This is a genomic window from Actinokineospora alba (assembly GCF_004362515.1).
In the GTDB taxonomy this organism is placed as follows: domain Bacteria; phylum Actinomycetota; class Actinomycetes; order Mycobacteriales; family Pseudonocardiaceae; genus Actinokineospora; species Actinokineospora alba.
Window position 1 is genome coordinate 2,243,899 of record NZ_SNXU01000001.1, and the last position, 26,650, is coordinate 2,270,548.

General features: G+C 70.6%; 27 protein-coding genes. 17 read left to right on the top strand and 10 right to left on the bottom strand.

Going from position 1 to position 26,650, the window contains the following annotated elements:
• Positions 1-15 precede the first annotated feature (15 nt).
• From C8E96_RS33970 to C8E96_RS10785, 6 genes are all read left to right on the top strand, one after another.
• A complete protein-coding gene (locus tag C8E96_RS33970; protein ID WP_091379311.1) occupies positions 16-408 on the top strand; it encodes a TOBE domain-containing protein in 393 nt (130 codons plus the stop codon).
• Positions 408-1,118, top strand: coding sequence for a molybdate ABC transporter substrate-binding protein (gene modA, locus C8E96_RS10765; RefSeq protein WP_091379543.1), 711 nt, complete (start codon positions 408-410; stop codon positions 1,116-1,118). The genes C8E96_RS33970 and modA overlap by 1 nt, the downstream gene beginning before the upstream one ends.
• 532 nt (positions 1,119-1,650) lie before the next feature.
• Positions 1,651-2,424, top strand: a complete 774-nt coding sequence (locus C8E96_RS10770) for an ABC transporter permease (protein WP_091379308.1) — start codon at positions 1,651-1,653, stop codon at positions 2,422-2,424.
• Positions 2,421-3,497, top strand: coding sequence for a sulfate/molybdate ABC transporter ATP-binding protein (locus C8E96_RS10775; protein WP_091379305.1), 1,077 nt, complete (start codon positions 2,421-2,423; stop codon positions 3,495-3,497). Before C8E96_RS10770 ends, C8E96_RS10775 begins: the two co-directional genes overlap by 4 nt.
• A 9-nt stretch (positions 3,498-3,506) precedes the next feature.
• Positions 3,507-4,307: an HAD-IIA family hydrolase gene (locus C8E96_RS10780; protein ID WP_176926793.1), complete on the top strand. Its 801-nt coding sequence runs from the start codon at positions 3,507-3,509 to the stop codon at positions 4,305-4,307.
• A 48-nt stretch (positions 4,308-4,355) separates the two neighbouring features.
• Positions 4,356-5,189, top strand: coding sequence for a metallophosphoesterase family protein (locus tag C8E96_RS10785; protein WP_091379301.1), 834 nt, complete (start codon positions 4,356-4,358; stop codon positions 5,187-5,189).
• A 181-nt stretch (positions 5,190-5,370) separates the two neighbouring features.
• Here C8E96_RS10785 and C8E96_RS10790 read toward each other — a convergent pair whose 3' ends face one another.
• The gene (locus tag C8E96_RS10790; RefSeq protein ID WP_091379297.1) at positions 5,371-5,745 is read right to left on the bottom strand and encodes a YccF domain-containing protein; all 375 of its coding nucleotides are present in this window, start codon (positions 5,743-5,745) and stop codon (positions 5,371-5,373) included.
• 92 nt (positions 5,746-5,837) lie between these two features.
• On the opposite strand from C8E96_RS10790, the gene C8E96_RS10795 reads away from it, so the two are divergent.
• Both C8E96_RS10795 and C8E96_RS10800 read left to right on the top strand, forming a co-directional pair.
• Positions 5,838-7,457 (top strand): AMP-binding protein, encoded by a 1,620-nt coding sequence (locus tag C8E96_RS10795; RefSeq protein ID WP_091379294.1) that lies wholly within the window; start codon positions 5,838-5,840, stop codon positions 7,455-7,457.
• Positions 7,458-7,560: 103 nt separating this feature from the next.
• Entirely contained in the window at positions 7,561-7,950 is a 390-nt protein-coding gene (locus C8E96_RS10800) for a VOC family protein (RefSeq protein WP_091379291.1), read from the top strand.
• Here the strand turns inward: C8E96_RS10800 and C8E96_RS10805 are convergent.
• The gene (locus tag C8E96_RS10805; RefSeq protein ID WP_091379288.1) at positions 7,943-9,160 is read right to left on the bottom strand and encodes an Nramp family divalent metal transporter; all 1,218 of its coding nucleotides are present in this window, start codon (positions 9,158-9,160) and stop codon (positions 7,943-7,945) included. The genes C8E96_RS10800 and C8E96_RS10805 overlap by 8 nt on opposite strands.
• A gap of 150 nt (positions 9,161-9,310) precedes the next feature.
• On the opposite strand from C8E96_RS10805, the gene C8E96_RS10810 reads away from it, so the two are divergent.
• Positions 9,311-9,916, top strand: a complete 606-nt coding sequence (locus C8E96_RS10810; RefSeq protein WP_091379285.1) for a TetR/AcrR family transcriptional regulator — start codon at positions 9,311-9,313, stop codon at positions 9,914-9,916.
• A complete protein-coding gene (locus C8E96_RS10815) occupies positions 9,913-10,530 on the top strand; it encodes an HAD family hydrolase (protein ID WP_091379282.1) in 618 nt (205 codons plus the stop codon). The genes C8E96_RS10810 and C8E96_RS10815 overlap by 4 nt, the downstream gene beginning before the upstream one ends.
• Here the strand turns inward: C8E96_RS10815 and C8E96_RS10820 are convergent.
• Positions 10,509-10,700, bottom strand: coding sequence for a hypothetical protein (locus tag C8E96_RS10820; protein ID WP_091379279.1), 192 nt, complete (start codon positions 10,698-10,700; stop codon positions 10,509-10,511). The two genes, C8E96_RS10815 and C8E96_RS10820, sit on opposite strands and share 22 nt — an antisense overlap.
• Before the next feature lie 187 nt (positions 10,701-10,887).
• Here C8E96_RS10820 and C8E96_RS10825 point away from each other — a divergent pair, with 187 nt between their 5' ends.
• The gene (locus C8E96_RS10825; RefSeq protein ID WP_091379276.1) at positions 10,888-11,274 is read left to right on the top strand and encodes a cold-shock protein; all 387 of its coding nucleotides are present in this window, start codon (positions 10,888-10,890) and stop codon (positions 11,272-11,274) included.
• Between the two features lie 4 nt (positions 11,275-11,278).
• Here C8E96_RS10825 and C8E96_RS10830 read toward each other — a convergent pair whose 3' ends face one another.
• From C8E96_RS10830 to C8E96_RS10840, 3 genes are all read right to left on the bottom strand, one after another.
• Complete coding sequence (locus C8E96_RS10830) at positions 11,279-11,728, bottom strand: DUF2771 family protein (protein ID WP_091379273.1); 450 nt, start codon at positions 11,726-11,728, stop codon at positions 11,279-11,281.
• 9 nt (positions 11,729-11,737) lie between these two features.
• The gene (locus C8E96_RS10835) at positions 11,738-13,426 is read right to left on the bottom strand and encodes an MFS transporter (RefSeq protein WP_228770060.1); all 1,689 of its coding nucleotides are present in this window, start codon (positions 13,424-13,426) and stop codon (positions 11,738-11,740) included.
• Positions 13,427-13,505: 79 nt separating this feature from the next.
• Entirely contained in the window at positions 13,506-14,297 is a 792-nt protein-coding gene (locus tag C8E96_RS10840) for a glutaminyl-peptide cyclotransferase (RefSeq protein WP_407642614.1), read from the bottom strand.
• Between the two features lie 67 nt (positions 14,298-14,364).
• Between C8E96_RS10840 and C8E96_RS34465 the strand changes: the two genes are divergently transcribed.
• On the top strand, positions 14,365-15,744 hold the full coding sequence (locus C8E96_RS34465) for a DUF3027 domain-containing protein (RefSeq protein WP_324187075.1): 1,380 nt from the start codon (positions 14,365-14,367) through the stop codon (positions 15,742-15,744).
• Complete coding sequence (locus C8E96_RS33975) at positions 15,741-18,770, top strand: sacsin N-terminal ATP-binding-like domain-containing protein (RefSeq protein WP_228770059.1); 3,030 nt, start codon at positions 15,741-15,743, stop codon at positions 18,768-18,770. The genes C8E96_RS34465 and C8E96_RS33975 overlap by 4 nt, the downstream gene beginning before the upstream one ends.
• Positions 18,771-18,930: 160 nt before the next feature.
• On the opposite strand, the gene C8E96_RS10860 is transcribed toward C8E96_RS33975, so the two are convergent.
• Positions 18,931-19,191, bottom strand: coding sequence for a DUF2530 domain-containing protein (locus C8E96_RS10860; protein ID WP_228770058.1), 261 nt, complete (start codon positions 19,189-19,191; stop codon positions 18,931-18,933).
• A gap of 17 nt (positions 19,192-19,208) precedes the next feature.
• Here C8E96_RS10860 and C8E96_RS10865 point away from each other — a divergent pair, with 17 nt between their 5' ends.
• Positions 19,209-20,699, top strand: coding sequence for an NCS2 family permease (locus C8E96_RS10865; protein WP_091379270.1), 1,491 nt, complete (start codon positions 19,209-19,211; stop codon positions 20,697-20,699).
• Here the strand turns inward: C8E96_RS10865 and C8E96_RS10870 are convergent.
• The gene (locus tag C8E96_RS10870; RefSeq protein ID WP_091379266.1) at positions 20,696-21,112 is read right to left on the bottom strand and encodes a DUF6069 family protein; all 417 of its coding nucleotides are present in this window, start codon (positions 21,110-21,112) and stop codon (positions 20,696-20,698) included. The two genes, C8E96_RS10865 and C8E96_RS10870, sit on opposite strands and share 4 nt — an antisense overlap.
• A gap of 322 nt (positions 21,113-21,434) precedes the next feature.
• Here C8E96_RS10870 and C8E96_RS10875 point away from each other — a divergent pair, with 322 nt between their 5' ends.
• A complete protein-coding gene (locus C8E96_RS10875) occupies positions 21,435-22,721 on the top strand; it encodes an MFS transporter (protein WP_228770069.1) in 1,287 nt (428 codons plus the stop codon).
• A 140-nt stretch (positions 22,722-22,861) separates the two neighbouring features.
• Here C8E96_RS10875 and C8E96_RS10880 read toward each other — a convergent pair whose 3' ends face one another.
• Positions 22,862-23,497 carry a superoxide dismutase gene (locus tag C8E96_RS10880; protein ID WP_091379259.1) on the bottom strand — a complete coding sequence of 212 codons (636 nt, stop codon included), beginning with the start codon at positions 23,495-23,497 and terminating at the stop codon, positions 22,862-22,864.
• 80 nt (positions 23,498-23,577) lie between these two features.
• Positions 23,578-25,074: a glutamate--cysteine ligase family protein gene (locus tag C8E96_RS10885; protein WP_091379529.1), complete on the bottom strand. Its 1,497-nt coding sequence runs from the start codon at positions 25,072-25,074 to the stop codon at positions 23,578-23,580.
• Between the two features lie 177 nt (positions 25,075-25,251).
• Between C8E96_RS10885 and C8E96_RS10890 the strand changes: the two genes are divergently transcribed.
• The gene (locus C8E96_RS10890) at positions 25,252-26,082 is read left to right on the top strand and encodes a TrmH family RNA methyltransferase (RefSeq protein ID WP_091379526.1); all 831 of its coding nucleotides are present in this window, start codon (positions 25,252-25,254) and stop codon (positions 26,080-26,082) included.
• The gene (locus tag C8E96_RS10895; RefSeq protein WP_091379255.1) at positions 26,060-26,647 is read left to right on the top strand and encodes a DUF2537 domain-containing protein; all 588 of its coding nucleotides are present in this window, start codon (positions 26,060-26,062) and stop codon (positions 26,645-26,647) included. The genes C8E96_RS10890 and C8E96_RS10895 overlap by 23 nt, the downstream gene beginning before the upstream one ends.
• Positions 26,648-26,650 lie beyond the last annotated feature (3 nt).

Here is a 26,650-nt window from a genome sequence, read left to right on the forward strand (position 1 = left end):
GGTTAGGCTCCGTCCATGCCGTACTTTCGGTTATCCGAAGCCGCCCGCCTGCTCGGCGTCAGTGACGACACTGTCCGCCGATGGGTGGACGCCGGCCACCTTCGGGCGGACTCCGACGCCGCCGGACGCAAGGTCGTGGAGGGCTCGGTCCTCGCCGACTTCGCCCGGACCCAGGCCCGCGAGATCCCGGACCCCACCGCGGGTGGGCGGTCGGCGCGCAACCGCTTCGTCGGGCTGGTGACCGAAGTCGTGGCCGACAGGGTGATGGCGCAGGTGGAGATGCAGTGCGGCCCCCACCGGGTGGTGTCGCTGATGAGCGCGGAGGCCGTCCGCGAACTCGGCCTGGAGCCGGGTGTGCTCGCCGTCGCCTACGTGAAGGCCACCCAAGTAGTAGTGGAGACGCCGTGATCAAGCCCCTGCTCCTGGCGGCCGCCCTGCTCGCAGGGTGCGGGACCAGCGCGGGTTCTGACCAGACGACCGTGACCGTGTTCGCCGCGGCCTCGCTGACCGAGTCGTTCACCGCCCTGGAGAAGCGATTCGAGACCGACAACCCCGGCGTCGACTTGCGACTCAACTTCGCGGGCTCATCCGCGCTCGCCCAACAGCTCGCCAACGGCGCGGCGGCGGACGTGTTCGCCGCCGCCGATGAGAAGACAGTGGCCGGGGTGGCTGAGCACCTGGAAAGCCCCGCGGTGTTCGCCACCAACCGGCTCACCATCGCCGTCCCCCGCGGCAACCCGGCCAAGATCACCGGTCTCGCCGACCTGACCCGCACGGACGTGACGGTTGTCGTCTGCGCTCCCCAGGTCCCGTGCGGTGCGGCGACTAGGAAAGTCGCCCCGAACCTGCGGCCCGCGAGCGAGGAACAGGACGTGAAGGCGGTGCTGACCAAGGTCGCGGCGGGGGAGGCGGACGCGGGCCTGGTCTACGTCACCGACACCCGCTCGGGAAAGGTCGACGCGATCGACTTCCCGGAGTCGGCGGCGGTGGTCAACAAGTACCCGATCGCGCTCACCAAACAGGCCCCCAACGCGCTGCTCGCCCGCCGTTTCGTCGACCTGGTGCTAAGCCAGACCGGGCAGAACGAGCTGGTCAGAGCCGGTTTCGGCAAGCCATGACCCCGCCATCCACAGGGCGGGCCGGTTATCCACAGCAACCCCGCACCCCCTCCTCCTCACCCCCCACCCCCGATAAACTGGCCAAGGGCCGTCCCCCCGGGGAAGGGCGGGGGCCGCGCTGTTTACGGGCGGCGATCAGCGACGTGCGGGGTTCGGCGGCGTTCTCCGATGAGTGCGGGTGGCGGGGCACAGCGGAGATCCGCGGTCGGCGGGGGGTGCCTTGTGTTCGTGGGGTGCCCAGGGGTGGGTCTGGGCTGCGGGCTTCTTCGGCGTTCACTGATGAGTGCAGGTGGCAGCGCTCTGCGGCGATCTGCGAGCAGGTGGGTCTGCCCAGTTTGCGGGCGGGGAAGCCGGGGGCTTTCGAGCAGGTCGATTCGGCAAGTGCGCGAATCCCGGCGCCTGTTGGACGGTGCGGACCTGCCCATGACCTGCTCGCCGGGCGTCGGTTCAGTGGCGAAACTGGTCGTGCCGTCCTCCTGTCTGTCGGGTGGGCTGAGCGGTGATCGGGACTGCTGGGCGCGGGTCGTCGTGGGTGCCGGGGGTGTTGTGGGTTCCCGCGGTGCTTGGGTTGGCGGTCGTGGTGTTGCCGCTGGTCGGGCTGCTGGTCCGCGCGGATCTGGGGAACTGGGTCGAGCACGTCACCAGCCCCGGTGCGATGGCGGCGCTGGCGCTCTCGTTGCGGACCGCGGCCATGTCGACGTTCCTCTGTCTTCTCCTCGGTGGTCCCCTCGCCGTCGTGCTCGCACGCGCGCGTGTTCCGGGGGTGCGGGTGCTCCGCGCGGTGGTGTTGCTTCCCTTGGTGCTGCCGCCGGTTGTCGGTGGGCTCGCACTCCTCTATCTCCTCGGCCGTTCCGGGTTCGCCGGTCACGCGCTCGACTTGGCGTTCGGTATCCGCGTTCCCTACACGACCGCCGCCGTCGTGATCGCGCAGACCTTTGTGGCCATGCCGTTCCTGGTCGTCGGGCTCGAAGGGGCGCTGCGGACCGCGGGGGAGCGGTACGAAGCCGTCGCCGCAACCCTCGGGGCTCGGCCGTGGACGGTGTTCCGTCGGGTCACCGTGCCGCTCCTGCTGCCCGCCATCGGCTCCGGCGTCGTCCTTTCCTTTGCCCGCGCGCTTGGTGAGTTCGGGGCCACGATCACCTTCGCGGGCAGCCTCGAAGGCGTGACCCGCACCCTGCCGCTGCAGGTCTACCTTCTCGGTGAGACCGATGTGGACGGTGCGATCGCCGTGTCCCTGCTCCTGGTCCTGGTCGCGATCGCGGTGATCGTCGTGGCCCGCCCGCGCGCGGTGGAGCGGGCGCCGTGACCGGGCTGCGCGCGGAATTCGTGCTGACCCAAGGGGACTTCCGGCTCCAAGTGGACCTGCGCACCGGACCCGGGGAGGTGATCGCCGTCCTCGGGCCCAACGGCTCCGGCAAGTCCACCCTCCTCGACGTCCTCGCCGGCCTGCGCCAACCCGAGTCCGGCGTGGTCGCCGTCGACGACAAGACGCTGACCGACACCGCGGCAGGCGTGCGGGTGCCGCCGCACCGCCGAGGCGTCGGCCTGCTCGCCCAGGAGGCCCTGCTCTTCCCGCACCTCACCGCCCTGGCCAACGTCGAGTTCGGACCGCGCGTGCAGGGCAAGGACCACACTGCCGCCCGCCGATGGCTCGACGACGTCGGCGCCGCGGACCTCGCCGACCGCAGGCCGCGCGCCCTCTCCGGCGGCCAGGCGCAGCGGGTCGCGCTCGCGCGGGCGCTCGCCGCCGACCCCGTGCTCCTCCTGCTCGACGAGCCCTTCGCCGCCCTCGACGTCGACGCCGCCCCCGCCCTGCGCGGCGTTGTCCGCCGCGTCCTGCGTGACCGCGCCGCCGTGCTGGTCACCCACGACCCGCTCGACGCGCTCGCCATCGCCGACCGGATCGTCGTCCTGGCCGACGGGAAGGTCGTCGAGCAGGGCCCGACCCGCGAAGTCCTGTCCCGCCCGCGCACCCCGTTCACCGCCCGCGTCGCCGGGCTCGACCTGGTCGCGGGCACCGCCTGCCCGGACGGGCTGCGAACGGCGGACGGCGCGCTCATCGCGGGTTCCGGTGGCGCCGCGATCAGCGGTGAGCCCGCGGTCGCCGTGTTCCGCCCCGCCGACGTCGCGGTCTACACCGAACGGATCCACGGCAGCCCGCGCAACGTGTTCGAGGCGACGGTGACCGCGATGGAGCCGCACGGCGACGTCGTGCGGATCCGGGTCGCGGGCGGCCCGCCGTGGGTGTCCGGCCTGGCCGCGGACCTCACCGTGGGCGCAGTCGCCGAACTCACAATCGAGCCCGGATCTCGCGTCTACCTCGCGGTGAAGGCGACCGAGGTCCGCGTCCACCCCGCCGTGCCGGATTCGGCTGGGTAGATTCACGACATGAGTGGGCCCTGGACGTACCTCATGGACATGGACGGGGTGCTGGTGCACGAGGAGCACCTCATCCCCGGCGCGGACGCGGTGATCGCCGAACTCACCGCGGCCGAGACGCCGTTCCTGGTGTTGACCAACAACTCGATCTACACCCCGCGCGACCTGCGGGCCCGTCTGCTGCGCACCGGGCTCGACGTGCCCGAGTCGTCGATCTGGACCTCCGCGCTGGCCACGGCGAAGTTCCTCGACAGCCAGCGCCCCGGCGGCTCGGCGTTCGTCATCGGCGAGGCCGGGCTGACCACCGCGCTGCACGAGATCGGCTACACCCTCACCGAGCGCGACCCCGACTACGTGGTCCTCGGCGAGACCCGGACGTACAGCGTCGCCGCGATCACCCACGCGATCCGGCTCATCGTCGACGGCGCGCGCTTCATCGCGACCAACCCCGACGCCGCCGGACCAAGCCGCGAGGGGCTGACCCCGGCCACCGGCGCTGTCGCCGCGCTGATCGAGAAGGCCACCGGCCGCTCACCGTATTTCGTGGGCAAGCCGAACCCGCTGATGATGCGCTCCGGCCTGCGTTCCCTCGGCGCGCACTCCGAGGACACGCTGATGATCGGCGACCGGATGGACACCGACATGCTCAGCGGCCTGGAAGCGGGCCTGCGCACGATCCTGGTGCTGACCGGCATCTCCACCCGGGAAACCGCCGAGCGGTACCCCTTCCGCCCTACGCGGGTGATCGACTCGATCGCTGACCTGGTGGGTCACACCAAGGACCCCTTTCCGGCGGGCGTAGAAGGATGATCAGCGGATACCTTCGCATCGCGAGCGAGGCTCGCCTATCGTCGGACCGTGCAGGAAGAAAGATCTGTGCCGCGCACCTACGTCGTCGGTGACGTCCACGGGCACCGCGACGAACTCCTCGACGCGCTCCGGTCCGCGGGACTCATCGACGACGACGACGCCTGGGCGGGCGGCGACGCGCACGTGTGGTTCCTCGGGGACTTCGTCGACCGCGGCCCGGACGGCATCGGCGTCATCGACCTGGTGATCCGCCTCGCCGTCGAAGCGGAGAAAACGGGCGGCAAGGTCGAGACGCTGCTCGGCAACCACGAGATCTTGCTACTCGGTATGCACAAGTTCGGCGACACGGAGGTCCCGTCCGACTTCGGCCCCCGCAGCTTCGCGCGCAGCTGGGAGATGAACGGCGGCATGGTGAGCGACCAGGAGGCGCTCACCGACGACCACGTGTCCTGGCTGCTCGACCGGCCGGTCCTCGCGCTGGTGGGCGACCACCTGCTGATGCACTCCGACACCCTCGAGTACCTCAACTGGGGCCCGGACATCGACGCCATCAACACCGCCGTGACGGACGTCCTGCGGTCCGACGACCTCGTCGACTGGTGGGAGGTCTGGCGCCGGATGACGACCCGGTACGCCTTCCGCGGCCCACATGGGGAACAGGTGGCCGACGACTTGCTGGCCGCGCTCGGCGGGAGCCAGGTCGTCCACGGGCACAGCGTGATCGCCGACCAGGTCGGCAGGCTGCCGGTGGAGATCGACGGCCCACACGAGTACGCGGGCGGCAAGGCACTGGGCGTGGACGCCGGGGTGTTTGTCGGCGGACCGTGCCTGGTCGTCGAGCTTCCGTGGAAACCGGACGAGAAGGACGAGAAGGACGACTGACCCCTTCCGTTCCCGCACCTCCGCCGGACCGCGGCCTGCTCCGCTGGGAACACCGGCAGCGTCTACGACCCGCAGTCAATGGTCTTGACCTGCCCCAGGGTCACGCCCCGCCGCACCACGCCCCTGCATTCCCACCCCGCCAACGCGAGGGGCCGATCCAAACAGGCACCCCCGCGGCCGGCTAGTCGACCGGCACGATGCGCGCGCCCAGAGGCACCAACGACACCGGAATCATCTTGAAGTTCGCGATCCCCAACGGAATCCCGATGATCGTCAAACACAACGCGATCCCCGTGACGATGTGCCCGATCGCCAGCCACCACCCCGCGAAGACGATCCAGATGATGTTGCCGATCACCGACGGAGCGCCCGCGTCCACGCGCGGTTCGATGGTGCGACCGAAGGGCCAGAGGGCGTAGTTGGCAATCCGGAACGACGCGAGGCCGAAGGGGATCGTGATGATCAGGACGCAGCAGATGATGCCGGCGATGACGTAGCCGATGGCCATCCAGAAGCCACACAGCACGAGCCAGATCAGGTTCAGGATGAGTCGCACAAGGTCATTGTCCCCGCCCTCTCCCTTTGGAGATGTGCAGGCCGCGCGTTTGTGAGGAGGATGGCGGAAAGAGCCGAGAGGAGCGCGCCGACATGGCCCAGCCGAGTTACGCCTCAGGGACTTCCACCGTGCCGCTGCTCGGCGACACGATCGGGGGAAACTTCGACCGGACCGTGGCCGCCCACCCCGACCGCGAAGCCCTGGTGGACCGCGCCTCGAACCGCCGGTGGACCTACCGGGAGCTGGCAGAAGAGGTCGACGCCGTGGCAAAAGGCCTGGTCGCGATGGGCGTCGGCAAGGGTGACCGGGTCGGGATCTGGGCGCCGAACTGCGCGGAGTGGGTGTTCATCCAGTACGCGACGGCGAAGATCGGCGCGATCCTGGTCAACATCAACCCGGCCTACCGGGTCCACGAGCTGAAGTACGTCCTCAACCAGGCGGGCATCCGGACGCTCGTCGCCGCGCCGGAGTTCAAGACCTCCGACTATGCCGCGATGATCGAGGAGGTCCGCCCCGAGTGCGCCGCGCTGACCGACGTGGTTCTCATCGGCCGCGAGTCGTGGGACGCGCTGGTCAGCCACGACGGTGAGCTGCCCGAGATCGCCCTCTCCGCCGACGACCCGATCAACATCCAGTACACCTCCGGCACCACCGGTTTCCCCAAGGGCGCGACCCTCTCGCACCACAACATCCTCAACAACGGCTACTTCGTCGGCGAGCTGTGCGGGTACACCGAGCAGGACCGGATCTGCATCCCAGTGCCGTTCTACCACTGCTTCGGGATGGTCATGGGGAACCTCGCGGCCACCTCCCACGGCGCCTGCATGGTCATCCCCGCACCCGCCTTCGACCCCAAGGCGACGCTGGCCGCGGTGGCGGAGGAGAAGTGCACCTCCCTCTACGGCGTCCCGACCATGTTCATCGCCGTCCTGGCCGAACCCGGCGTCGACGAGGCCGACCTGGGCGCGCTGCGCACCGGGATCATGGCCGGGTCGCCGTGCCCGGTCGAGGTGATGAAGCAGGTCGTCGAGCGGCTCGGGATGGCCGAGGTGACCATCTGCTACGGCATGACCGAGACCTCCCCGGTGTCCACCCAGACCCGCGCCGACGACAGCGTCGACCGCCGGGTGTCCACGGTCGGCCGGGTCCACCCGCACCTCGAAGTCAAGATCGTCGATCCCGAGACCGGCCTGACCGTCCCGCGCGGCGAGCCGGGGGAGTTCTGCACCCGCGGCTACTCGGTGATGCTGGGCTACTGGGAGCAGCCGGAGAAAACCGCCGAGTCCATCGACAGCGCCCGCTGGATGCACACCGGCGACCTCGCGGTGATGGACGACGAGGGCTACCTCAACATCACCGGCCGGATCAAGGACATGGTCATCCGCGGCGGCGAGAACATCTACCCGCGCGAGATCGAGGAGTTCCTCTACACCCACCCCGACGTGCTCGACGCCCAGGTCATCGGCGTCCCGGACGAGCGCTACGGCGAGGAGCTGATGGCGTGGATCCGGATGCGGGCGGGCGCCGAGCCGCTGACGGCGGAGTCGGTGCGCGAGTTCTGCGCGGGCAAGCTCGCCCACTACAAGATCCCGCGCTACGTCCACGTCGTCGAGGAGTTCCCGATGACGGTCACCGGCAAGATCCGCAAGGTCGAGATGCGCCAGGCCGCGGTCGAGCTGCTCGGCCTGGACACCGACGTCCGGCACGCCTAGCGAACGGGTCGACACAGGGCGTTGGACCCGTTGCGCGGCAAGTGATTCGGGCGCAGCATGGGTGGGCCGCGCCGCTCGGCGCGGAGTGGACCAGGGAGGTCCCATGCTCACCAAGTCAGCCATCACGACGATGCTCCCGGTGTCCGATGTCGACCGTGCCAGCCGGTTCTACGGTGAGACCCTCGGCCTGACCAAACGCGGCACGGGCCCCGACGGCGCCCCGTACTTCGCCGCGGGCATGGGCGACGCGATCGGCCTGATGCCCGCCAAGGACACCGTGCCCAGCAAGCACACCGTCCTGAGCTTCGAGGTCGACGACGTCGCCGCGGAGATCAAGGAACTCGAGGCCCGCGGCGTGCGGTTCGAGGACTACGACCTGCCCGACCTGCACACCGAGAACCACATCGCGGAGATGGGCGGCGAGAAGGCGGCGTGGTTCACCGACTCCGAAGGCAACATCCTCTGCCTGCACCAGGAGAACAAAATCAGCTAGTCACCGTCAGCCACACCAGCCCGGCGTCGAGCACGATCACCGCGGCGGTGACCACCCAGACCGCCGCCGTGACCGCCGGGTGGTTCGTCCGCGCGCCCATCAGCGTCCGGCGCGAGGTGAGGATGACCAGCGGGATCAGCGCGAACGGCAGGCCGAACGACAACACGACCTGAGTGCCGACCAGCGTCCGCGTCGGGTCGTCGGCGATTGTCAGCAGGGCGATGGCGGGCACCAGGGTGAACAGCCTGCGCGCGGCCATGGGCACCCGTTTGTGCAGCAGGCCGGACATCACGACCGCGCCCGCGTGCGTGCTGACGGCCGTCGACGCGAGGCCCGACGCGAGCAGGCCGACCGCGAACAGCAGGCCGAACACCGGCCCGAGGTGTTCGCCCAGTGCGGCGTGCGCCCCGGCCAGGCAGTCCACATCGGACTCCGCGGGCAGGGCGCCCGCCGCGAGCATCAGGATCGCGAGGTTGACCAGGCCCGCCAGCGACATCGCCGTGGCCACGTCGGCGCGGGTCGTGCGCAGCGCCCGGGTCAGCCCTTCGGCGCTGGCCCGCGCGCCGCGGTCCTTGGCCAGCGCGGAGTGCAGGTACACCGCGTGCGGCATCACGGTCGCGCCGAGCATGCCGACCATCAGCCACAGGCTGTCCGGCCCGATGTAGCGCGGGGTGACCCCGGAGATGATGTCCGCGTCCGACGGCGGCGCGGCGAACAGGCCCGCCAGGAAGCCGATGCCGACGATCGCCAACAGGGCCACGACCACGTGCTCGAACTTGCGCTGGCCCGCTTGGTCGCGCATCACGAGCAGCCCGGTGGACACCGTCGCGGTGATCAGGCCACCGAGCAGCAGCGGCACGTCGAACAGCAGATGCAGTGCGATCGCCCCGCCGAGCACCTCGGCCAGCCCGGTCGCGACCAGGACCAGTTCCGCCTGCGCCCAGTAGGCCAGCCGGGCGGGCGTGCCGAGCCGGTCGCGCACCGCCTCGGGCAGGGACTGGCCGGTGACCAGGCCCAGCTTCGCGGCGAGGTACTGGATCATGCCCGCGAGGACCGTGGTGCCGATGACGACCCACAGCAGCGCGTAGCCGTGGCGGGCGCCCGCGGCGGTGCTGGTGGCGACGTTTCCGGGGTCGACGTAGGCGATGGCGGCGACGAATCCGGGTCCGATCAGCGGGGCGCCTGCCCGAACGCGGCTGCCTGCGGTCATCGCCAAGTCGGCTCCCCCTCTCGCACAGGCGAGCTTGGACACCTGATGTTGTCCTGTCAACCATCTCGCTCGTATACGCGTGGAGAAGTCGCATTCCCGTGGACTTGTCCAGACACTTGACATTCTTCGCAGAGCTGTAATCTCGGGCCCATGACTGTTCGTGTGCCTTACGCGGAGGCGGCGAAAGCGCTCCTGCGCGAGACCCTGCTGACCGCCGCGGGTGACGTGCTCCGCGAGCGCAGCTGGCCGGACACGACGATGGCCGACGTCGCCAAGGCCGCCGGGGTGAGCAGGCAGACCCTCTACAAGGAGTTCGGTTCCCGGCAGGGCTTCGCCCAGGCCTACATCCTGCGCGAGGCCGACCGGTTCCTGACCGCGGTCGAGGCGGCCGTCGCGGCCAACCTCGACTCGCCGACCGACGCCGTGACCGCCGCGCTTGAGGTGTTCCTCACCGCCGCGGCGGACGAGCCGCTGATCAAGGCCATCGTCGCGGGCGACGGCTCCGACGGCCTGCTCGAACTCGTCACCAACCACGCGGGTCCGATCCTGTCCGCCGCCACCCACCGGCTCACGGCGTGCCTGGTCGACAGCTGGCCCGCCGCCGCGCCCTCGGACCTCGCGCTTGTCGCCGAGAACATGGTCCGCCTGGCCGTGAGCTACGCCGCCTCTCCGTCCGGCACGCCCGCAGAGACCGCCCGGTCGGTCTCCGCGGTGGTCGGCCCGGCCGTCGACCACTTCATCGGGGTCGCGCGGTGAGCCTCGCCATCGGCTTCGACCTGGACATGACGCTGATCGACCCCCGGCCCGGCATGGTGCTGCTGATGAACACCCTCGCCGCCGAGACCGGCCTGGACCTGCCCGGCGAACACTTCGCGGAGAACCTCGGGCCGCCCCTCGACATGATCTTCCGCGGCTACGGCGCCCCGGAGGAGCGGGTGACCGAGCTGGTCGCGAGGTTCCGCTTCCTCTACCCGGACATCGTCGTGCCCGCGACCGTCGCCATGGCCGGGGCGGCCGCCGCGCTCGCCGCGGTGCGGGCCCACGGAGGCCGCACGCTCGTGCTGACCGGCAAGTACACGTCCAACGCCGCCCTGCACCTCGCGGCGCTGAGCTGGGAGGTCGACGTGCTCGTCGGCGGCCTGTGGGCCGAGGGCAAGGGGGTCGAGCTGGTCAAGCACCAGGCGTCGGTCTACGTGGGCGACCACGGCGGCGACATGGTGGGCGCGGTGGCCGCGGGCGCGGTCGGCGTCGGCGTGACCACCGGGCCCTGCGACGCGGAGACGCTACTGGCGGCGGGCGCGGAAGTGGTGCTGAGCGGCCTGGACGAGTTCCCGGCGTGGTTGGACGGTCACCTGCGCCGCACGGCGTGACCGATGCCCAGGATCAGCCCCAGCGGCAGGCCCATCGTCACCATCCACAGCCACGGCGCCTGCTTGTCCATGGCGGCCAGCACGAAGATCGCGACCACGGCCACCAGCCCGATCGCGAACAGGACGAACGCGATCGTGAGCATCCGGCTGCCGCGTGCGGTTTCGGTCATGCGGCCAGGATAGTTCGCGGTCCGACCGGTAACGCCGCGGTGGTGTGGATACGAAGTAACCCGAGCGCCCATCTTTGGCCTACTCTGGAGAGACGCGCCCCGGCACGCCCAGGGCGCGTTCGTCTTGCGTGGGACGCGGTCCGTGCACACGCGGGCGGGACAAGTCGACGAGGGAACGGTGAGATCAGTGCCGACCGGCAAGGTCAAGTGGTACGACTCGGAGAAGGGTTTCGGGTTCGTCACGCAGGATGGCGGTGAGGACGTCTACGTCCGCTCCTCCGCCCTGCCCGCGGGAGTCGAAGGGCTCAAGGCGGGCCAGCGCATCGAGTTCGGGGTGGCCGACGGCCGCCGCGGGCCGCAGGCGCTGTCCGTGCGGCTCATCGACGCCCCGCCGTCGGTCGTCGAAGCCCAGCGCAGGCCCGCTGAGGAGCTGCACGGCTTGGTCGAAGACATGATCAAGATGCTGGAGTCGGTCATCCAGCCCGACCTGCAGCGTGGGCGCTACCCGGATCGCAAGGTCACCAAGCGCATCTCCGAGGTCGTCCGCGCCGTGGCCCGGGAGCTCGACCCCTAACGAGCTAGTTGGCCTGCATCACCCATTGGCCTACGCGCAGGAGCTGGTCGCCGTTCACGACGGCCAGCTTCTGCACGGCCGCGAACAGCAACTGGTCCGCCGAGTTCGGCAGTTCCAGCGTGTACGCGTGCTGCTTGTTCGCCGGGAGGAAGATCCGGCTGCTCGCGTCGACCCGCTTGCCCTCGCGGTCGAGGTAGGAGAACAGCACGCCCCAGGGCTCCTCGGCGATCTCGGACGACACCGACACCTGCACGACCTTGCCCGGGCGGATCTTCAGCCCGACCAGGGCGTCGGGGTTTTCGTCGCACTTGCGTTCGGCGATGTCGCACAGGATCTGCGGCGTCGCGCGGACGGCGTTGCCGTCGGCGTAGAACGTGACGTCGGGCGGCGGCGGGGTCGCCGAGCACCCGGCCAGCAGGGCGAGGGCGACGGCGGTGGTGAGGACTCGGCGCACGTGGCGACCCTACGGCCCGGCTCGCCGGGGCGGCGGCGGTGGGCCTTCGTGCAGTGTCGCGGGTCGCAGACCGGGCATCCGGGCGCGGCCGGGACGCACCGGGCGGTCGCCGCCGAGCCCGGGGATCAGTGTCTGCCCGCGGCGGGACAGCAGCGTCTGCGTCAGGCCGATCGCGAGCATCACGGACACCACCAGGAAACCGACCCACCAGATCGGCGGCAGCAGCACGCCCACCGCGCCGCCGAACACCCAGCCGAGCTGCAACACCGTCTCCGACCGGCCGAACGCCGACGCCCGGGACTCCTCGGGCAGGTCGTCCTGGATGACCGCGTCGAGGCTGTTCTTCGCCAGCGCGCTCGCGACCGCTCCGACCAGGCCGACTATCGCGGCGGCGGCGATTCCGGCGGTGAAGGCGGCGATGATCGTCGAGGCCAGCGCCCCCGCCACACAGCCGAGCACGACCTGCTCGGGCCGTCCGACATGGATGCGCGCGCCGATCGCGTTGCCCGCGAAGCTGCCCAGGCCCGCCGCGCCGGCGATGATGCCGAGCAGGAACAGCTGTTGGACGGCGTCGGTCTCGTTCTCCGCGCGGACCGCGAACGCGGCGAACATCATCAGGAACCCGGTGAGCACGCGGATCGTCCCGTTGCCCCAGAGCGACACCACGACATGGCGGCCCATGGGCTGGCGTTTGGGTTTGTCCGGGTGGGCGCTGATCGACGCGGGCACCTCGCCCTCGGTGACCTCGACCCACGCCGGGATGCGCAACGCCTGGAAGGCGCCCGCCAGGCAGATCGCCGTGGCGAACCACAGCGCGCCGGGGGAGCCGAAGATGTTGGCGAACAGGGCCGCGATCCCGCCGAACACCGCGCCCGCCGCGAGGCCGAACACGGTCAGCCGGGCGTTGGTCTTGGCGAGGGTGATCTCCGGTGGCAGCACTCTCGGGGTGACCGCCGCCTTGAGCACGGTGAACGATTTCGACAGGACCATCTTGCCCAGCGCCGCCGGGTAGAGCAGCCAGCTGTCGAAGTTGAACGCCATGATCACGCACATCAGCGCCTGACCCGCCGCGGCGGCGCACATGGCGAGCCTGCGGCCGCGCTGCAGCCGGTCGAGCATCGGGCCGATGACCGGCGCCAGCAGCGCGAACGGGGCCACGGTGATCAGCAGATAGAGGGCGACCTTGCCTTTGCTCTCACCGCTCGCGGCGGAGAAGAACAACGTGTTCGCCAAGGCCACGGCCAGCGCCGCGTCGCCCGCGTAGTTGAACATCGTCGCGTAGGTCAGCGCGGACAGGCCGGACTTGTCGGCGCCGTCGGCGTGGGCCGCGCGCTTGAACGCCGCGATGGCCTGGCCGGTGAGCTGCTTGCTGCGCAGCGCGGCGACCCGGGTGACGGTCAGCTTCTTCGGGTACTGCGGCGGTGGCGGCCGGTCGTCCGGGGGCGGGGTATCGCGTGGCGGTGGGTAGCCGCCGACGTCGCCGTAGGTCTCGTACTCGGGGTGTTCGAACCTGCGGGTCGGCGGGCGGCGGGCCGGGATGGCGTCGGTCGGCGGTTCCTCGCGGCGCCACGGCGGCACCGGCGGGGGCGTGCCGTGAGGGTCGTAGCCCCACCGCTTGTGGCCTTTCCGAGCCGCGTCTCGCGCGTCGCCCGGGCGGCCGCGGCCGGGTGGCGGGTGATCGGCGGAACCGGAGCGCATCACGTATCCATCCTGCCGTACTGGAGTGCTTCCGGGTGGTTAGACGTGCGAGGTCGTCAATGGATGCGCGACGAAAGTCTCAGCCGTCGAAGCGGATGCGGAACATCTTGGGCCAGAGCTTCCCGGTCACCAGGAACTCGTCGGTCCCGGGGACGTTCGCGATGCCGTTGAGGACGTCGGCGCCCGCCCGCTGCTCGCGCGGGAACAGGGCCGAGAGGTCGGCGACACCGGTGAGCCTGCCCGACGCCGGGTCGATGCGGACGATCTGGTCGGTCTGCCACACGTTCGCGTAGACCGCGCCGTCGACACACTCCAGTTCGTTGAGTCGCGTCACCGGCCCGTCCTCGCCCGCGACCCTGACCTCGCCACGCGGCTCGAAGGTGTCCGGGTCGCGGAAGGTGAGCTTGTCGGTGCCGTCGCTCATGACCAGCCTGCGGCCGCCGTCGTCGAAACAGAGCCCCCAACCCTCACCCTGGTACTCGACCCGGCGGCGTTCGGCGAAGTTCCCCCGGTCGCGCTCGATGGCCACGCCGTCCTGCCACGTGATCTGCCAGATGCGGTCGCCGACGACGGTGATGCCCTCGCCGAAGAACTCCGCGGGGAGCGCGCTGCGCTGCTTCACGGCCCCGGTGGTCGGGTCGGTCGCGCGGATCTCGGACTGGCCGACCAGGCCGGTGCCCTCGTAGAGGACACCGTCGACGAGTTCGAGGCCCTGGGTGAACGCGGCGGCGTCGTGGGGGCGGTCTTCCAGCACCTTGGGGGTCAGTTTCACGGCGCTCGCGGCCGGTGCCGGGGCGGGTTCGGTGGGCGCCGAACAGCCCGCGGCGAGGCAGGCCAGGGCCAGGGAGGCGGCGAGGCGACGGGCGATCACGGTTCTAGCGTGGCATGGCTGTCGAAGCCCTGATGGCCGTGGGGCACAATCGTGCGTGATGAGCCCGATGCCAGCACAAGAAGCCGTGACCGACCCCGCGCTGCTAGCGGCGGTCGACTTCGCGCGCGCCGCCGCCCAGGAACAGGCAGGCGCGGAGGTCGGAATTCACGTCGCGGCCGAGCCTGAGGACTCCAACGCCGTCACCCACCTCTTCGAAGCCGACAAACCCGGCTACCGGGGCTGGCGCTGGGCGGTCACCGTCTCGAGCGCGGGTCCGGACACGAAGGTGACGGTCAGCGAGGTCGTGCTGCTGCCCGGCCCCGACGCCCTCACGGCACCGCCCTGGGTGCCGTGGCAGGAGCGCGTGCAGGCGGGCGACCTCGGCGTCGGAGACCTGCTCCCGACCGCCCCCGACGACCCGCGGCTGGCGCCGTCGTACCTCGGCTCGGACGACCCGTACGTCGAGGAGACAGCCCTCGAGATCGGCCTCGGCCGCCCCCGGGTCATGTCCCGCCTGGGCCGCATCGAGGCCGCGGAACGCTGGCAGGCAAGCGACTTCGGCCCCGAAGCGGACATGGCCCGAAGCGCCCCCGCCCACTGCGGCACCTGCGCCTTCTACCTGCAGATCACCGGCGCCCTCGGCGCGGCCTTCGGCGTCTGCGGAAACGAGATCGCCCCCGCCGACGGCCGAGTCGTGCACGCCGAGTACGGCTGCGGCGCCCACTCGGAGGCGGAGGTCGAGCAGATCTCCCCAGTCCTCGTCGCCGACCTCATCTACGACGACGCCACCCTGGACTACGAGCCCGCGGAGCGCGCGACCAAACCGGCCGCGGAAATCACGCCCGCCGACGCTGCAGAAGGGGATGAGTCCGAGCCCACGGCAGCCAGCACCACCGGCTCCGACCAGCAGTTTCGCAACACCGACGACCAGGAATTCGCCGCCGCCGAGCCCGTCGTGGCCGAGGCTGCGGATGACGCTGAAGACCTGCCGGAAAGTGGTCTCACGCCTGCCGGAGACGGCTCGGGTGCTGATGAAGCTGATACGGACTCGATGGGCGGCCCGCCGGAATCGGTAACCGCCGTCCCAGTCGATGACGACCTGGCCGCGGATGTGGCGGCGGCTGACCAGTCGGACTCGGTGTCGGAGGAGACGGTGGTCGGCGATGTGGTCGAGCCCGTCACCGGTGAGGACGACGACGAGCCCGTGACCGGCATGGCCGTGGACGAGCCTGTGGTCGAAGAGCCGACCAGTGAGGCTCAGGCCCCGGCCGAGCTGGCTGAGATTGTGGTGCCCGACGTGGACGAGCCTGCGGCGGACGAGCTTTTGAACGCTGAGCAGGCCGCCGTCGACGAGCCCGCCGCCGCGGAGCCCGCGGGCGACGCTCCGGCTGAGGCCGTGGTGCCTGATGTGGATGGGTCTGGCGACGAGTCCGACCCGGTCGGGTGAGCGGGCTCGATCCGTTCGACACGGCCGCTCTCCGCGCGGCGGTGTTGTCGGCTTGGACCGCTTCCCCCACCCGGTTCCGCGAGGACGCCAACGCTGAGGAAGACCTCTACCTCGGCGGCTACCGCGACCGGCTCCTCGTCGAACTCGCGCAGAACGCCGCGGATGCCGCTGAGGGCAGCGGGGTCCTGCGGGTGTCCCTTGTGGACAACGAACTTCGGGCCGCGAACACCGGGCGGCCCTTGGACGCCGCCGGTGTGGCGGCCCTGGCCTCACTGCGGGCTTCGGCCAAGGCAGGCGGGGTCGGTCAGTTCGGTGTCGGCTTCGCCGCCGTCCTCGCGGTCACCGACGCGCCGCGGGTGGTTTCGGTTGGCGGGGGTGTCGCGTTCTCCGCGGACGACACCCGCGGTGCGGTGGCCGAGATTCCGGCCCTGGCCGCGCGGGTCGCCGAGCGGGCCGGGCGGGTACCCGTGCTCCGGCTCGTCTGGGCCGTGGACGAGACGCCGCCGTCCGGGTTCGCCACCGAGGTGCGGCTCCCGCTGCGCGCCGACGTCGACGGGGCCGCGCTGCTCGCCGGGTTCGCCGAGCAAGCCGTGGACCTGCTGCTGGCCCTCCCCGGCCTGCACCGCATCGAGATCGACGACGCCGTCTGGGAACGCGCCGAAGAACCGATCCAGCCCGCCGCCACAGCTGAGCAGTCGACCCCGGCACCCGCGCTCGACGAGTTCGGCTCCGCCGCGCAACGCCTTCCCGCGCCCACCACCGACGGCATCAGGCAGCCTGGCGAAGGCGCGCGGGTCGAGATCCGTGGCCCCGAAGGCGTTTCCGCCTGGCTGGTGTACCGGGTCGAAGGCACCCTCGGTCAAGACATTGCCGACACCCTCGGCGTCGAAGCCCGTCCACATTGGACCGCTTGCTGGGCCGTTCCCGTTGACAGCGACGGCATTCCGCGCCCGCAGGCCGCTGACGTCCTGCACGCGCCCACGCCGACCGATGACCGGCTCTCCCTCCCGGCCCGCCTCGTGGCGACGCTGCCGATCGAGCCCACGCGCAGGCGGGTGCGACCCGGGCCCGCCGCCGACGCGGTGCTGGCCGAGGCCGCGAAGGCGTACCCCGATCTCGTGCGGCTCGTCGACGACGAGTGGCGCACAACACTGGTGCCACAAGCCGGTTTCCCACTGTCCGAAGTGGACGACCGGCTCCGTGAGCTGCTCCTGGCCGAGCTGCGGCAAGCGGAATGGTTACCCGCCAAGGGCAAGTACCGCGCGCCCGCCCGGTCGAACGTGCTCGACGTCGAAGCCGAAGGGCTCGCCGAACTCCTGTCCGACGTCCTCCCTGATCTTCTCGACGGCGCGCTGTCCGCCCAGAAACACGCCGCTTCCCTTGCCGCGCTTGACGTTCCGCGTATCCGGCTGGCCGAGCTGGTCGAGCTGATCACCGGCATCACCCGCCCGCCGACCTGGTGGCGCGACCTGTACACCGCCCTCGCTCCCATCGTCGACACCGACCCCGGGGCGCGCGCCGAACTCGGTGGCCTCCCCGTTCCGCTGGCCGACGGCCGCACGCTCCCCGGCCCCCGCGGCACGGTTCTGCTCGACGGCGCCGCCGACCTGCTGGACCTGTTGGCGCACACCGAAGTCGGCGCGCTCCGAGTCGTCCACGCCGACGCCGCGCACCCGGTCCTGGAAAAGCTCGGCGCCCACGTCGGCGTGCCGATCGACGTCCTCGACGGGCTCCAGGAGACCGTCGAAAGCAGCCTCGACGACGCCGAGTCCGGTGTGGACACTTCCGGTCTGGTCTCGGTCGTGCTCCGCTTGGTCCGTGACTCCGGTGTCCGCGCGGGCGACAAGCCCTGGCTCGGTGCGTTGGCGCTGCCCGATTCCGTGGGTGACTGGCGCCGGGCCGACGAACTCGCGCTGCCCGGCTCGCCCCTGCTCGACGTGCTCGACGAGGACTCGCCGGTCGGTGTCCTCAGCGCCGATCTCGCCGCGCAGTGGCCCGAATCCGTCCTGATCGCGCTCGGCGTGCTCGACGCCTTCGCGCTGGTCGTCGACGAGAACCCCACCGGACCCGACCACGACCTGGCCGACGAAGCCGACTGGTGGGACGCCAGCCCAGACCCGCCCAGCCGGGTCATCGCCGTGCGCGACCTCGACCTCGTCACCGAGGACGCCTGGCCGCGCGCGCTGGCCCTGCTGGCGAGCGAACCCGACACCTGGCGGGCGCTGCACGAAGCCGGTGGCTACACCGGCTGGTGGATCTCCCGGCACGCCGTCATCGGCGGCGCCTCCCCCGGCGAGTGGCGGATGCCGGAAGCCCGGGAGCTGGCGGGACTCTACGACGAGGTGCCCGACATCGGTGTCGACCCGCGGGTCCTCGCCGCGATCGGCGTCCGCACCGAGCTGACGATCGACAGCCCCGAAGACGCCGAGGAACTGCTGGGAAGGCTCGGCGACCTTGACCGCGCGGTCAACCCCGGCACCGTCCTGCGCGCCCACGCCGCGCTCGCCGAGGCGGTCGTCGACGAGGTCCTCGAACCGGCCGACGTCCGCCCGCCCGCGGGTGTCCGCACGCTCGCCGGGACCGTGAAAGACGAGTGTTCCGTCCTCGACGCCCCCTGGCTGCTCGCGGTCGTCGGCGAGGACTCGGTCATCTCAGCCGGCCCCGACTTCGCCCTCGCCGAGGCCCTGGCGGACCTGCTCGACCTGCCGCTCGCGTCCGAAGAGGTCGGCGGAGAACCCGCGCCCGCGGGGGAGTTCGTGCCCTGGGCCGACCTGGGCGCCGTCGCGGCGGCGTGCGACCTGCTCGGGGTCGACGTGCCTGAAGGCGGCGCGATGGTCCACGACAAACTGGTCATCCAGTGCGCCGACGGCGACCACCCGGCGCCATGGTGGGTCCACGACGGCATCGCGCACTGCGAGGACACCCCGCAGGCACTGGCCCGCGCGCTGGCCTGGACGACGGACCGCTGGCTCGACCGGCACACCCTCGCCGAACTCATCGAGGACCCGGCCAACCACCTGATTTAGGTCCTGTCCTGCAAGTCCGGCACGCGGTATTCGCGCCCGGGCGGCCCCTGGCCGCACCGGCGCGAAGCCCAAGTACAACCCGGTACGAGCGGCTTCACGCCGGCGCGCCCAGGAACCACCCGGATCACGAATCCCGCGCACCGGACTTACAGGACAGGACCTAATCGACCTTCTGCGCGCCCTTGGAACCGCGAAGAGAAGCTCGACGCTGCCAAAACATGATCAGGGCACCTACGATGCCCAAAGCGGTGCCCGACACGGCCGTCCACAGCCACACCCGTGGAACCGTGTCGGCGATCAGCAGGGCGACCGCGGCGAGGAACCAGAGACCGGTGCCGACGTACACGATGGGACCCAGCGCCAGCAGCCGCCCCGGAAGCGGCGGCGGCGGACGCAGAGTCTGAGTGTGTTCCTCGGCCACATCCCGGAGGTTACGGCATGGCCGAACGTGAGCAGCACCGCGAAGCACCGGAGCAGGAACAGTCCAGCAAGTCCGCCCTGGACCGCTTCTTCAAAATCAGCGAACGCGGCTCGACCCCGGCCCGTGAGGTCCGCGGCGGGCTCGTCACGTTCGTCACGATGGCCTACATCATCGTCCTCAACCCGCTGATCATCGGCAGCTTCGCCGCGGACGACGCCGCCGCGCACCGGGACCTCTTCGGCGCGATCCTGCCGGTGAACCAGGTCGCCGCCGCCACGGCGCTGGTCGCGGGCGTGCTGACCATCCTCTTCGGACTCGTCGCGAACTACCCGTTCGCGCTGGCCACCGGCCTGGGCATCAACACCCTGGTCGCGGTCACCATCGCCCCGCAGATGACCTGGCCGGAAGCCATGGGCCTGGTCGTCATCAACGGCCTGGTCGTGCTGCTCCTGGTCGTCACCGGCGTGCGGACCGTCGTGTTCAACGCCGTGCCTCCCTCCCTCAAGTCGGCGATCGCGGTCGGCATCGGCCTGTTCATCGCCCTGATCGGACTGGTCGACGCCGGGTTCGTGCGCAGGCTGCCCGACTCGGCGAACACACCGGTCCCGGTCGGGCTCGGCATCAACGGCTCCATCGCGTCCTGGCCGACGCTGGTGTTCGTGGTCGGGCTGATCGTGATGGGCATCCTGGTCGCCAGGCGGGTCAAGGGCGCCATCCTGCTCGGCGTCCTCGCCGGGACGGTCCTCTCGATCGCCATCGAGGCGATCGTCAAGGCGGGCCCGTCGATGGGCACGAACCCGAAGGGCTGGAACCTCGGCTACCCGGCCCTGCCCGACACCGTCGTCGGCCTGCCCGACCTGTCGCTGCTCGGCGACATCTCGTTCGGCGCGTGGTGGCGGGTGCCCGCGATCACCGCCGCGCTGCTCGTGTTCACGTTGGTGCTGACCGACTTCTTCGACACCATCGGCACGATGACCGGTCTGGCCAAGGAAGCCGGTCTGATCAAAAAGGACGGTGAGCTGCCTGACGTCAGCAAGGCGCTGTTCGTCGACGGCCTCGGCGCCGTCGCGGGCGGTGCCGCGTCGACAAGTTCGAACACCGTCTACATCGAATCCGCCGCGGGCATCGCGGAAGGCGCGCGTACGGGCCTGGCCAACGTGGTCACCGGTCTGTTGTTCCTGCTGGCGATGTTCTTCACCCCGCTCTACCAAGTGGTGCCGATCGAGGCGGCGGCGCCCGCGCTGGTGGTGGTCGGGGCGATGATGATGGGCCAGATCCGGGAGATCGACTTCAGCGACTTCAGCATCGCGCTGCCCGCGTTCCTGACGATCGTGGTCATGCCGTTCACGTACTCGATCGCCAACGGCATCGGCGCGGGCTTCGTCAGCTACGTGCTGCTGCGCCTGGTCACCGGCCGCGCCCGCGGGGTGCATCCGCTGCTGTGGGTGGTGGCGGCGGCCTTCATCGTGTACTTCGCCATCGGCCCGATCCAGGCGGCGCTCGCCTAGCGCAGGCGGCGGGCGATGGCCGGGATCACGATCGCGGCGGCGACGAGGTGGGTCGACATCATCAGCAGCGTCGTGTCGGTGGCCGCGTCCGCGAGCACGTCGGGCACGAGTGACAGCGCGGTGAGCGCGATGGTGGTGCGGACGAACGCGGTGCGCGGGCGGTGAGCCTTGCGGGCCAGCACGAGCGCGAGGACCACGCCCATGGCCGAGAAGATGGCGGTCAGCACACCGAACCCCGTCACCGGGATCGGTGCTCCGCCGACGCTGAGGCTGATTCCGGCGCCCTCGCCCGCGGCGGCGAGGGCCGTGGTCGCGACCGCGGCGACGGCCGTGGCGGTCAGGCCGCTGATCACCAGTGGCTTCGCGGGAGCGGTGGTGATGGTGGTGACGGGTGCGGTGGTGGTGATGGACATCGTGGCCTCCGGTGAGTGTGGCGACCGGCCCGTTGCCGGTCTCTCACCTGGACGACGACCGGGCTCGACCTGAATCGACACCTCCGCAGGAGACTCACACGGTCGAGTGGCCCGTCACACGATCGAGTGCGCCCGGCGTTATTAGTGAGGTATGCTAACCATCATCGAGTCAGCCCCGGTCGGACGTGTGCTGACCACCTGAATCATGCGCGCGCGGCCGGGATCATCTACGGGATGGCGGTAACGCGAACCAGTGCAGACACACGCGGGTGACACCCGAGAGCAGCAGTCCGAACGCACCTCACAACTCCCCGCGCCACGGCTGCGCCCTGATCCCGCGCCCCCGGCTCTGTCTGGAACGTTCTCCTCCCTGCGGATTCGCAACTACCGGCTCTTCGCCGCCGGAAACCTCGCCTCGAACCTCGGCACCTGGATGCAGCGCATCGCCCAGGACTGGCTGGTGCTGGTGCTCAGCGGGCACAACCCGGTCGCGCTCGGGATCGCCGCCGCGCTGCAGTTCGCGCCGACGATCCTGCTCTCGCTGTGGGCGGGCGTGCTGGCCGACCGGCTGGACAAGCGCAAGCTGCTGATCGGCGTGCAGATCGGCGTCGCGGCGTGCGCGCTGGTGCTCGGCGTTCTCGACGTCACCGGCCTGGTCGAGGTCTGGCACGTCTACATCCTGTGCTTCGTCGTGGGGGTGTTCTTCGCGATCGAGGTGCCGGTCCGGCAGTCGTTCGTCGCCGAGATCGTCGGCCGGTCGCAGGTCACCAACGCCATCGCGCTCAACTCGACCGGGTTCAACCTCGCCCGGGTGGTCGGTCCGGCGATCGCCGGCTTGATGATCGTGCTGATCGGCACCGGCTGGCTGTTCCTCGCGAACGCCGTGCTGACGCTGGCCGTCGTCGGCAGCCTGTTCCGCATGCGGACCGCCGAGCTGCACCGCACGCCGAAGATCCCGCGTCAGCCGGGGCAGCTCATGGCAGGCCTGCGCTACGTGCGCAAACGCCCCGACATCATGACCGTGATGGTGCTCGTCTTCTTCGTGAGCACCTTCGGGATGACCTTCTTCGTGACTCTCGCGGTGGTCGCCGCAAACGTTTTCGGCAAGGACGCGGCCGGGTATGGCGTGCTGTCGACCGCCTTGGCTGTCGGCACCCTGGCGGGCGCGCTCCTCGCGGCCCGGCGCAGCTCGAACGGCCGCCCGCGGACCCGGCTGCTGCTCGGCGCGGCGTTCGCGTTCGGGGTGCTGGAGGTGGTGGTCGGCCTGATGCCGACGTACACGGCCTTCGCGATCGCCCTGTTCCCCGTCGGTTTGGCGCTGATGACCTTCATGACCACGGCGAACGCCACCGTGCAACTCGCCGTCGCGCCGGAGATGCGTGGCCGGGTGATGGGCCTCTACATGCTGGTCTTCCTGGGCGGCAATCCCGTGGGGGCGCCGATGGTGGGCTGGATGGCCCACCAGTGGGGCGCGCGGTCGCCGCTCTACATCGGCGGCTCGATCGCGGCACTGACCGCGGTGGCGTGCGGGGTGTTCCTCGTCCGCCGCGGCGGGGTCAAGCTGCCCGCGCCGAGATGGCGTCGACAACGGGTGTTGCGGAGGAAGTGAAGTTAGGCTAACCTAAGTCTCGTCGCCTCGTGGTGGGGGTGGCAGTCAGTTCGGGAACAGTGAGACCCCGCTCCGTGCGTCCGGAGCGGGGTCTCGCCGTTTCGGCGGGCGGCTTGTCGGAGCGGGCCCGCCTGGTCTGGTTACGCCGCCGGGACGGGCGGACGCAGGCCGTTGACGCCCGCGCGGGCCGCGTCGAACCGGGCGGCCACGTCGGCCCAGTTCACGATGTCCCACAGGCGATCGAGGTAGTCGACCTTCAGGTTCCTGTACTGCAGGTAGTACGCGTGCTCCCACGCGTCGAAGACCAGCAGCGGGGTGGTGGCGATCGACAGGTTCGAGTGGTGGTCCTTGAGCTGCTGGGTGATCAGCCGCTCGCCGACCGGGTCCCATGCGAGCACGCCCCATCCGGAGCCCTGGATGGTCGCGGACACCGCGCTGAGCTGGGCGCGCAGCCCGTCGAACGAGCCGAAGTGCTCGTCGGCGGCCGCGGCCAGCTCGCCGGTCGGCTTGTCGCCGCCGTCCGGGCTCAGGTTCTTCCACCACTGGTTGTGCAGCGTGTGGCCCGCCAGGTTGAAGGCCAGCGCGGCCTCCAGCCCGGCAATGGAGCCGAAGTCGCCCTGGTCGCGCGCCTCGGCGATCTTGTCCAGCGTGTCGTTCGCACCCTTCACGTAGGCGGCGTGGTGCTTGCCGTGGTGCAGTTCGTTGATCTCGGCGGTGATCACCGGTTCGAGCTGGTCGTAGTCGTAGTCCAGGTCGGGCAGGACGTAGGGAGCCACAACTCTCCTCGGGTGTTGTTGCCAGTCAGTTCTAACTGCAACTTACTGGCAACTAGCCGTTCGGTGTGGCCCGGGGTTGATCAGTCCTCCGGCCAGGTGTGGACCGGCTCGCCCTCGGCGCTGAGTTCGATGTAGCGGCGCAGCATCCCGGTGAGGGCGGCGTCGCGGTCCAGTCCGCGGGCTTCGAGGCGGGCGACCGCGGCGCGCTGCCAGGTCGACCCGGTGCGTCTGGACAGGCAGCGCTGCTCGATCACGCCGAGGTACCGCTCGCGCCAGAAGTCCGGCACGCCGCAGTCGATCAGCCCGTCGTGTGCCAGCGGCAGCAGCTTGCGCAGCACCAGCTCGTCCGGCGGGATCCAGCCCATGCCCGGCCAGTAGAGCTGGGCGTCGAAGGCATGCCGGGCACCGGAGTAGAGGTTCTCCTCGGCCGCCTGGAACGACATCTGTGTCCACACAGGACGCTCTTCGTTCGTCAGCGCGCGCTGGGCGCCGTAGAAGAAGGCGGCGTTGGCCATCAGGTCGATGACCGTGGGACCGGACGGCAGCACCCGGTTCTCCACGCGCAGGTGGGGGACGCCGTCCATGACGTCGTACACCGGGCGGTTCCAGCGCCAGATGGTGCCGTTGTGCAGGCGCAGCTCGGCGAGCCTGGGCGCCCGCCCGGAATCCAGCGCCTCGAACGGGTCCTCGTCGTCGACTTCCGGGAGCAGGCCGGGGAAGTAGCGCACGTTCTCCTCGAACAGGTCGAAGATCGACGTGATCCACCGCTCGCCGAACCACACCCGCGGCCGCACACCCTGGTTCTTGAGTTCCTGCGGCCGGGTGTCGGTGGCCTGCTGGAACAGCGGAATCCGGGTCTCGTGCCACAACGCCTTGCGCAGCAGGAAAGGCGAGTTGGCGGCGAGCGCGACCTGAACTCCGGCAAGGCACTGCGCGGCGTTCCAGTTCGGCGCGAACTTGTCCGGCGGCACCTGCAGGTGCAGCTGCGCCGACGTGCACGCCGACTCGGCCAGGATCGAGTCCTGCAGGCTGCGCAGGCGTTCCACGCGCTGACCGGGAAGCGCGGTGCCCTCCATGTTGAGCAGCATCTCCTCGCCGCGGGCGGCAAAGATCTGGTCGTTGAGCTTGCGGTAGCGCGGACTCTGCGAGAGCCACTTCGACTGGAAGTGCTCGCCGCGCAGCGTGGGCAGGGTGCCGATCATGACGAGCGTCGCGCCCGCGTCCTGCGCCTTCTCGCCCGCGTCGGCGAGCGTCGCGCGCAGCTCGGTCTCCAGATCCGGCGTTTGGTCCCCGCGCAACGGCCTGGGCCGAACGTTGAGTTCGAGATTGTGCTGGCCGAGTTCGGTCGTGTAGCTGGGGTCGTCGATCTTCTCCAGCACTGTGGTGTTGAGCATGGCGGGTCGCAGTGCGCTGTCGACCAGGCTCAGTTCGATCTCCAACCCCATCCACGGCGGGGACTCCGCGAAGCCGCCCTCATTGAGCATCCGCTCCAACGCGTCGAGACACCGCTGCACTTTCTGGCGGTATCGCTGCCGGTCTTCCTGGCTGAACGCATCGGTCGTGATGTCGTGCCCCATGCCGCCCTCCCCGTCGAGCCGGTATTCGTCCGGCATCTGTGCGGGAAGCCAACGTTTGCACAGGGTTGTGGTCGTTGCTAGCGGCCAAATTGGTGCCGTGAGTTATGTCGATGTCACGCTGAGCAAGCAGTGTCGGTTGCCGCCCGGTCCGGGCGCGACCATGCGAAACTGCGCGGTGTGGCGCAGGTGATCGAGGTGACCGATCCGTCGGATCCGAGGCTGGACGACTTCCGGGACTTGTCGTCCGCGGACCGGCGTCCGGACCGGCCCGGCGGGCGTGGTCTCGTCATCGCCGAAGGGGTCGTGGTGGTGCAGCGGCTACTCGCCTCCCGGTACCCCGTCCGGGGACTTCTCGGGGTGCGGCGCCGGATCGAGGCGCTGGGCCCCGAACTCGACCGGCTCGACGTGCCCGCGTATGTGGCAACGGCTGAGGTCATGGCCGAGACCGTCGGCTTCCACCTCAACCGCGGGGTGCTCGCCGCGGCCGACCGCGCGACCCCGCCCGACGTCGCCGAACTGGCTGCCAAGGCGAGGGTTCTGGCCGTCCTCGAAGGGGTCGGCGACCACGAGAACCTGGGTTCGATCTTCCGCAACGCGGCGGCCCTCGGCGTGGACGGCGTGCTGCTCGGCCCTGGCTGCAGCGACCCCCTCTACCGGCGCAGTGTCCGGGTCTCGATGGGGCATGTGCTCGCGGTGCCGTTCGCCCCGCTCGAACCGTGGCCCGATGGGCTCAAATGGTTGCGCGACAGCGGATTTCGGGTGTTGGCACTCACCCCCGCTGCCGGATCGGTACCGCTGTCCGAGGCCGTCCGACCCGGCGAACGGGTGGCGGTCCTGTTGGGGTCCGAGGGGCCTGGTCTGACCGAGGAGGCCATCGCCGCGGCGGACGCGGCTGTGCGCATCCCGATGGCGGGTGGGGTCGACTCGCTGAATGTGGCGACCGCGGGGGCGGTCGCCTTCTACGCGCTTGGTGGAGGGGACGACGGTGGAGCTGCACGCCAGGGATGAGCGGGCGGTGCTGGTCGGTCACGACGGCACGGCCGAACGTGAGGTCGACCCGGATAGCCTCGCCCTGGGCGCCGACCTGGCGGCGTCGCTGCATGAGTGGGCGCGGGTGGTCGGAGCCGTGCACCGAAGTGAGGCAGGGGAGCCGGGTCAGGCCGGGTTCGTCGTGTCGCGGCGCGGCAGGCAGCTCGCGAGCCGCGTCGCGACCGCCATGGGTCGCCCGATCAGCTACGTCGACCCGCTCACCGGCGAGGTGTCCGTGGTCGAGCCGGTGGAGCGTCCGAGCGCGCAGCGGCAACGCCGCCCCGAGCCGACGCCGTGGCTCACCGGGCTGACCGTCGCCTTCTTCGCCTTCGTCTTCGTCGCCGTCGCGATCAACGGGCTCGCCGTGACCCTCGCGGAGACCAGCCCGCTGCTGGGCGTCGGGTCGAACCTCGTGGTCACCGCGGGCCTGCTGCCCTCGATCTGGCTGGCCCGCCGCACCCCGGTCCTGCGGTGGCTGGCGGTCGGGACGGCCGCGGGCATCGCCGTCGGCTGGATCGGGCTGCCGTTCATCCTCTTCGGCTGACTT

Bases quoted from the DNA above. Each gene is read 5' to 3' on its own strand.
- C8E96_RS33970 (WP_091379311.1), top strand. From the start codon at position 16: ATGCCGTACTTTCGGTTATCCGAAGCCGCCCGCCTGCTCGGCGTCAGT.
- C8E96_RS10780 (WP_176926793.1), top strand. From the start codon at position 3,507: ATGAGTGGGCCCTGGACGTACCTCATGGACATGGACGGGGTGCTGGTG.
- C8E96_RS10795 (WP_091379294.1), top strand. From the start codon at position 5,838: ATGGCCCAGCCGAGTTACGCCTCAGGGACTTCCACCGTGCCGCTGCTC.
- C8E96_RS10800 (WP_091379291.1), top strand. From the start codon at position 7,561: ATGCTCACCAAGTCAGCCATCACGACGATGCTCCCGGTGTCCGATGTC.
- C8E96_RS10805 (WP_091379288.1), bottom strand. From the start codon at position 9,160: ATGACCGCAGGCAGCCGCGTTCGGGCAGGCGCCCCGCTGATCGGACCC.
- C8E96_RS10810 (WP_091379285.1), top strand. From the start codon at position 9,311: ATGACTGTTCGTGTGCCTTACGCGGAGGCGGCGAAAGCGCTCCTGCGC.
- C8E96_RS10820 (WP_091379279.1), bottom strand. From the start codon at position 10,700: ATGACCGAAACCGCACGCGGCAGCCGGATGCTCACGATCGCGTTCGTC.
- C8E96_RS10835 (WP_228770060.1), bottom strand. From the start codon at position 13,426: ATGCGCTCCGGTTCCGCCGATCACCCGCCACCCGGCCGCGGCCGCCCG.
- C8E96_RS34465 (WP_324187075.1), top strand. From the start codon at position 14,365: ATGCCAGCACAAGAAGCCGTGACCGACCCCGCGCTGCTAGCGGCGGTC.
- C8E96_RS10865 (WP_091379270.1), top strand. From the start codon at position 19,209: ATGGCCGAACGTGAGCAGCACCGCGAAGCACCGGAGCAGGAACAGTCC.
- C8E96_RS10870 (WP_091379266.1), bottom strand. From the start codon at position 21,112: ATGTCCATCACCACCACCGCACCCGTCACCACCATCACCACCGCTCCC.
- C8E96_RS10885 (WP_091379529.1), bottom strand. From the start codon at position 25,074: ATGGGGCACGACATCACGACCGATGCGTTCAGCCAGGAAGACCGGCAG.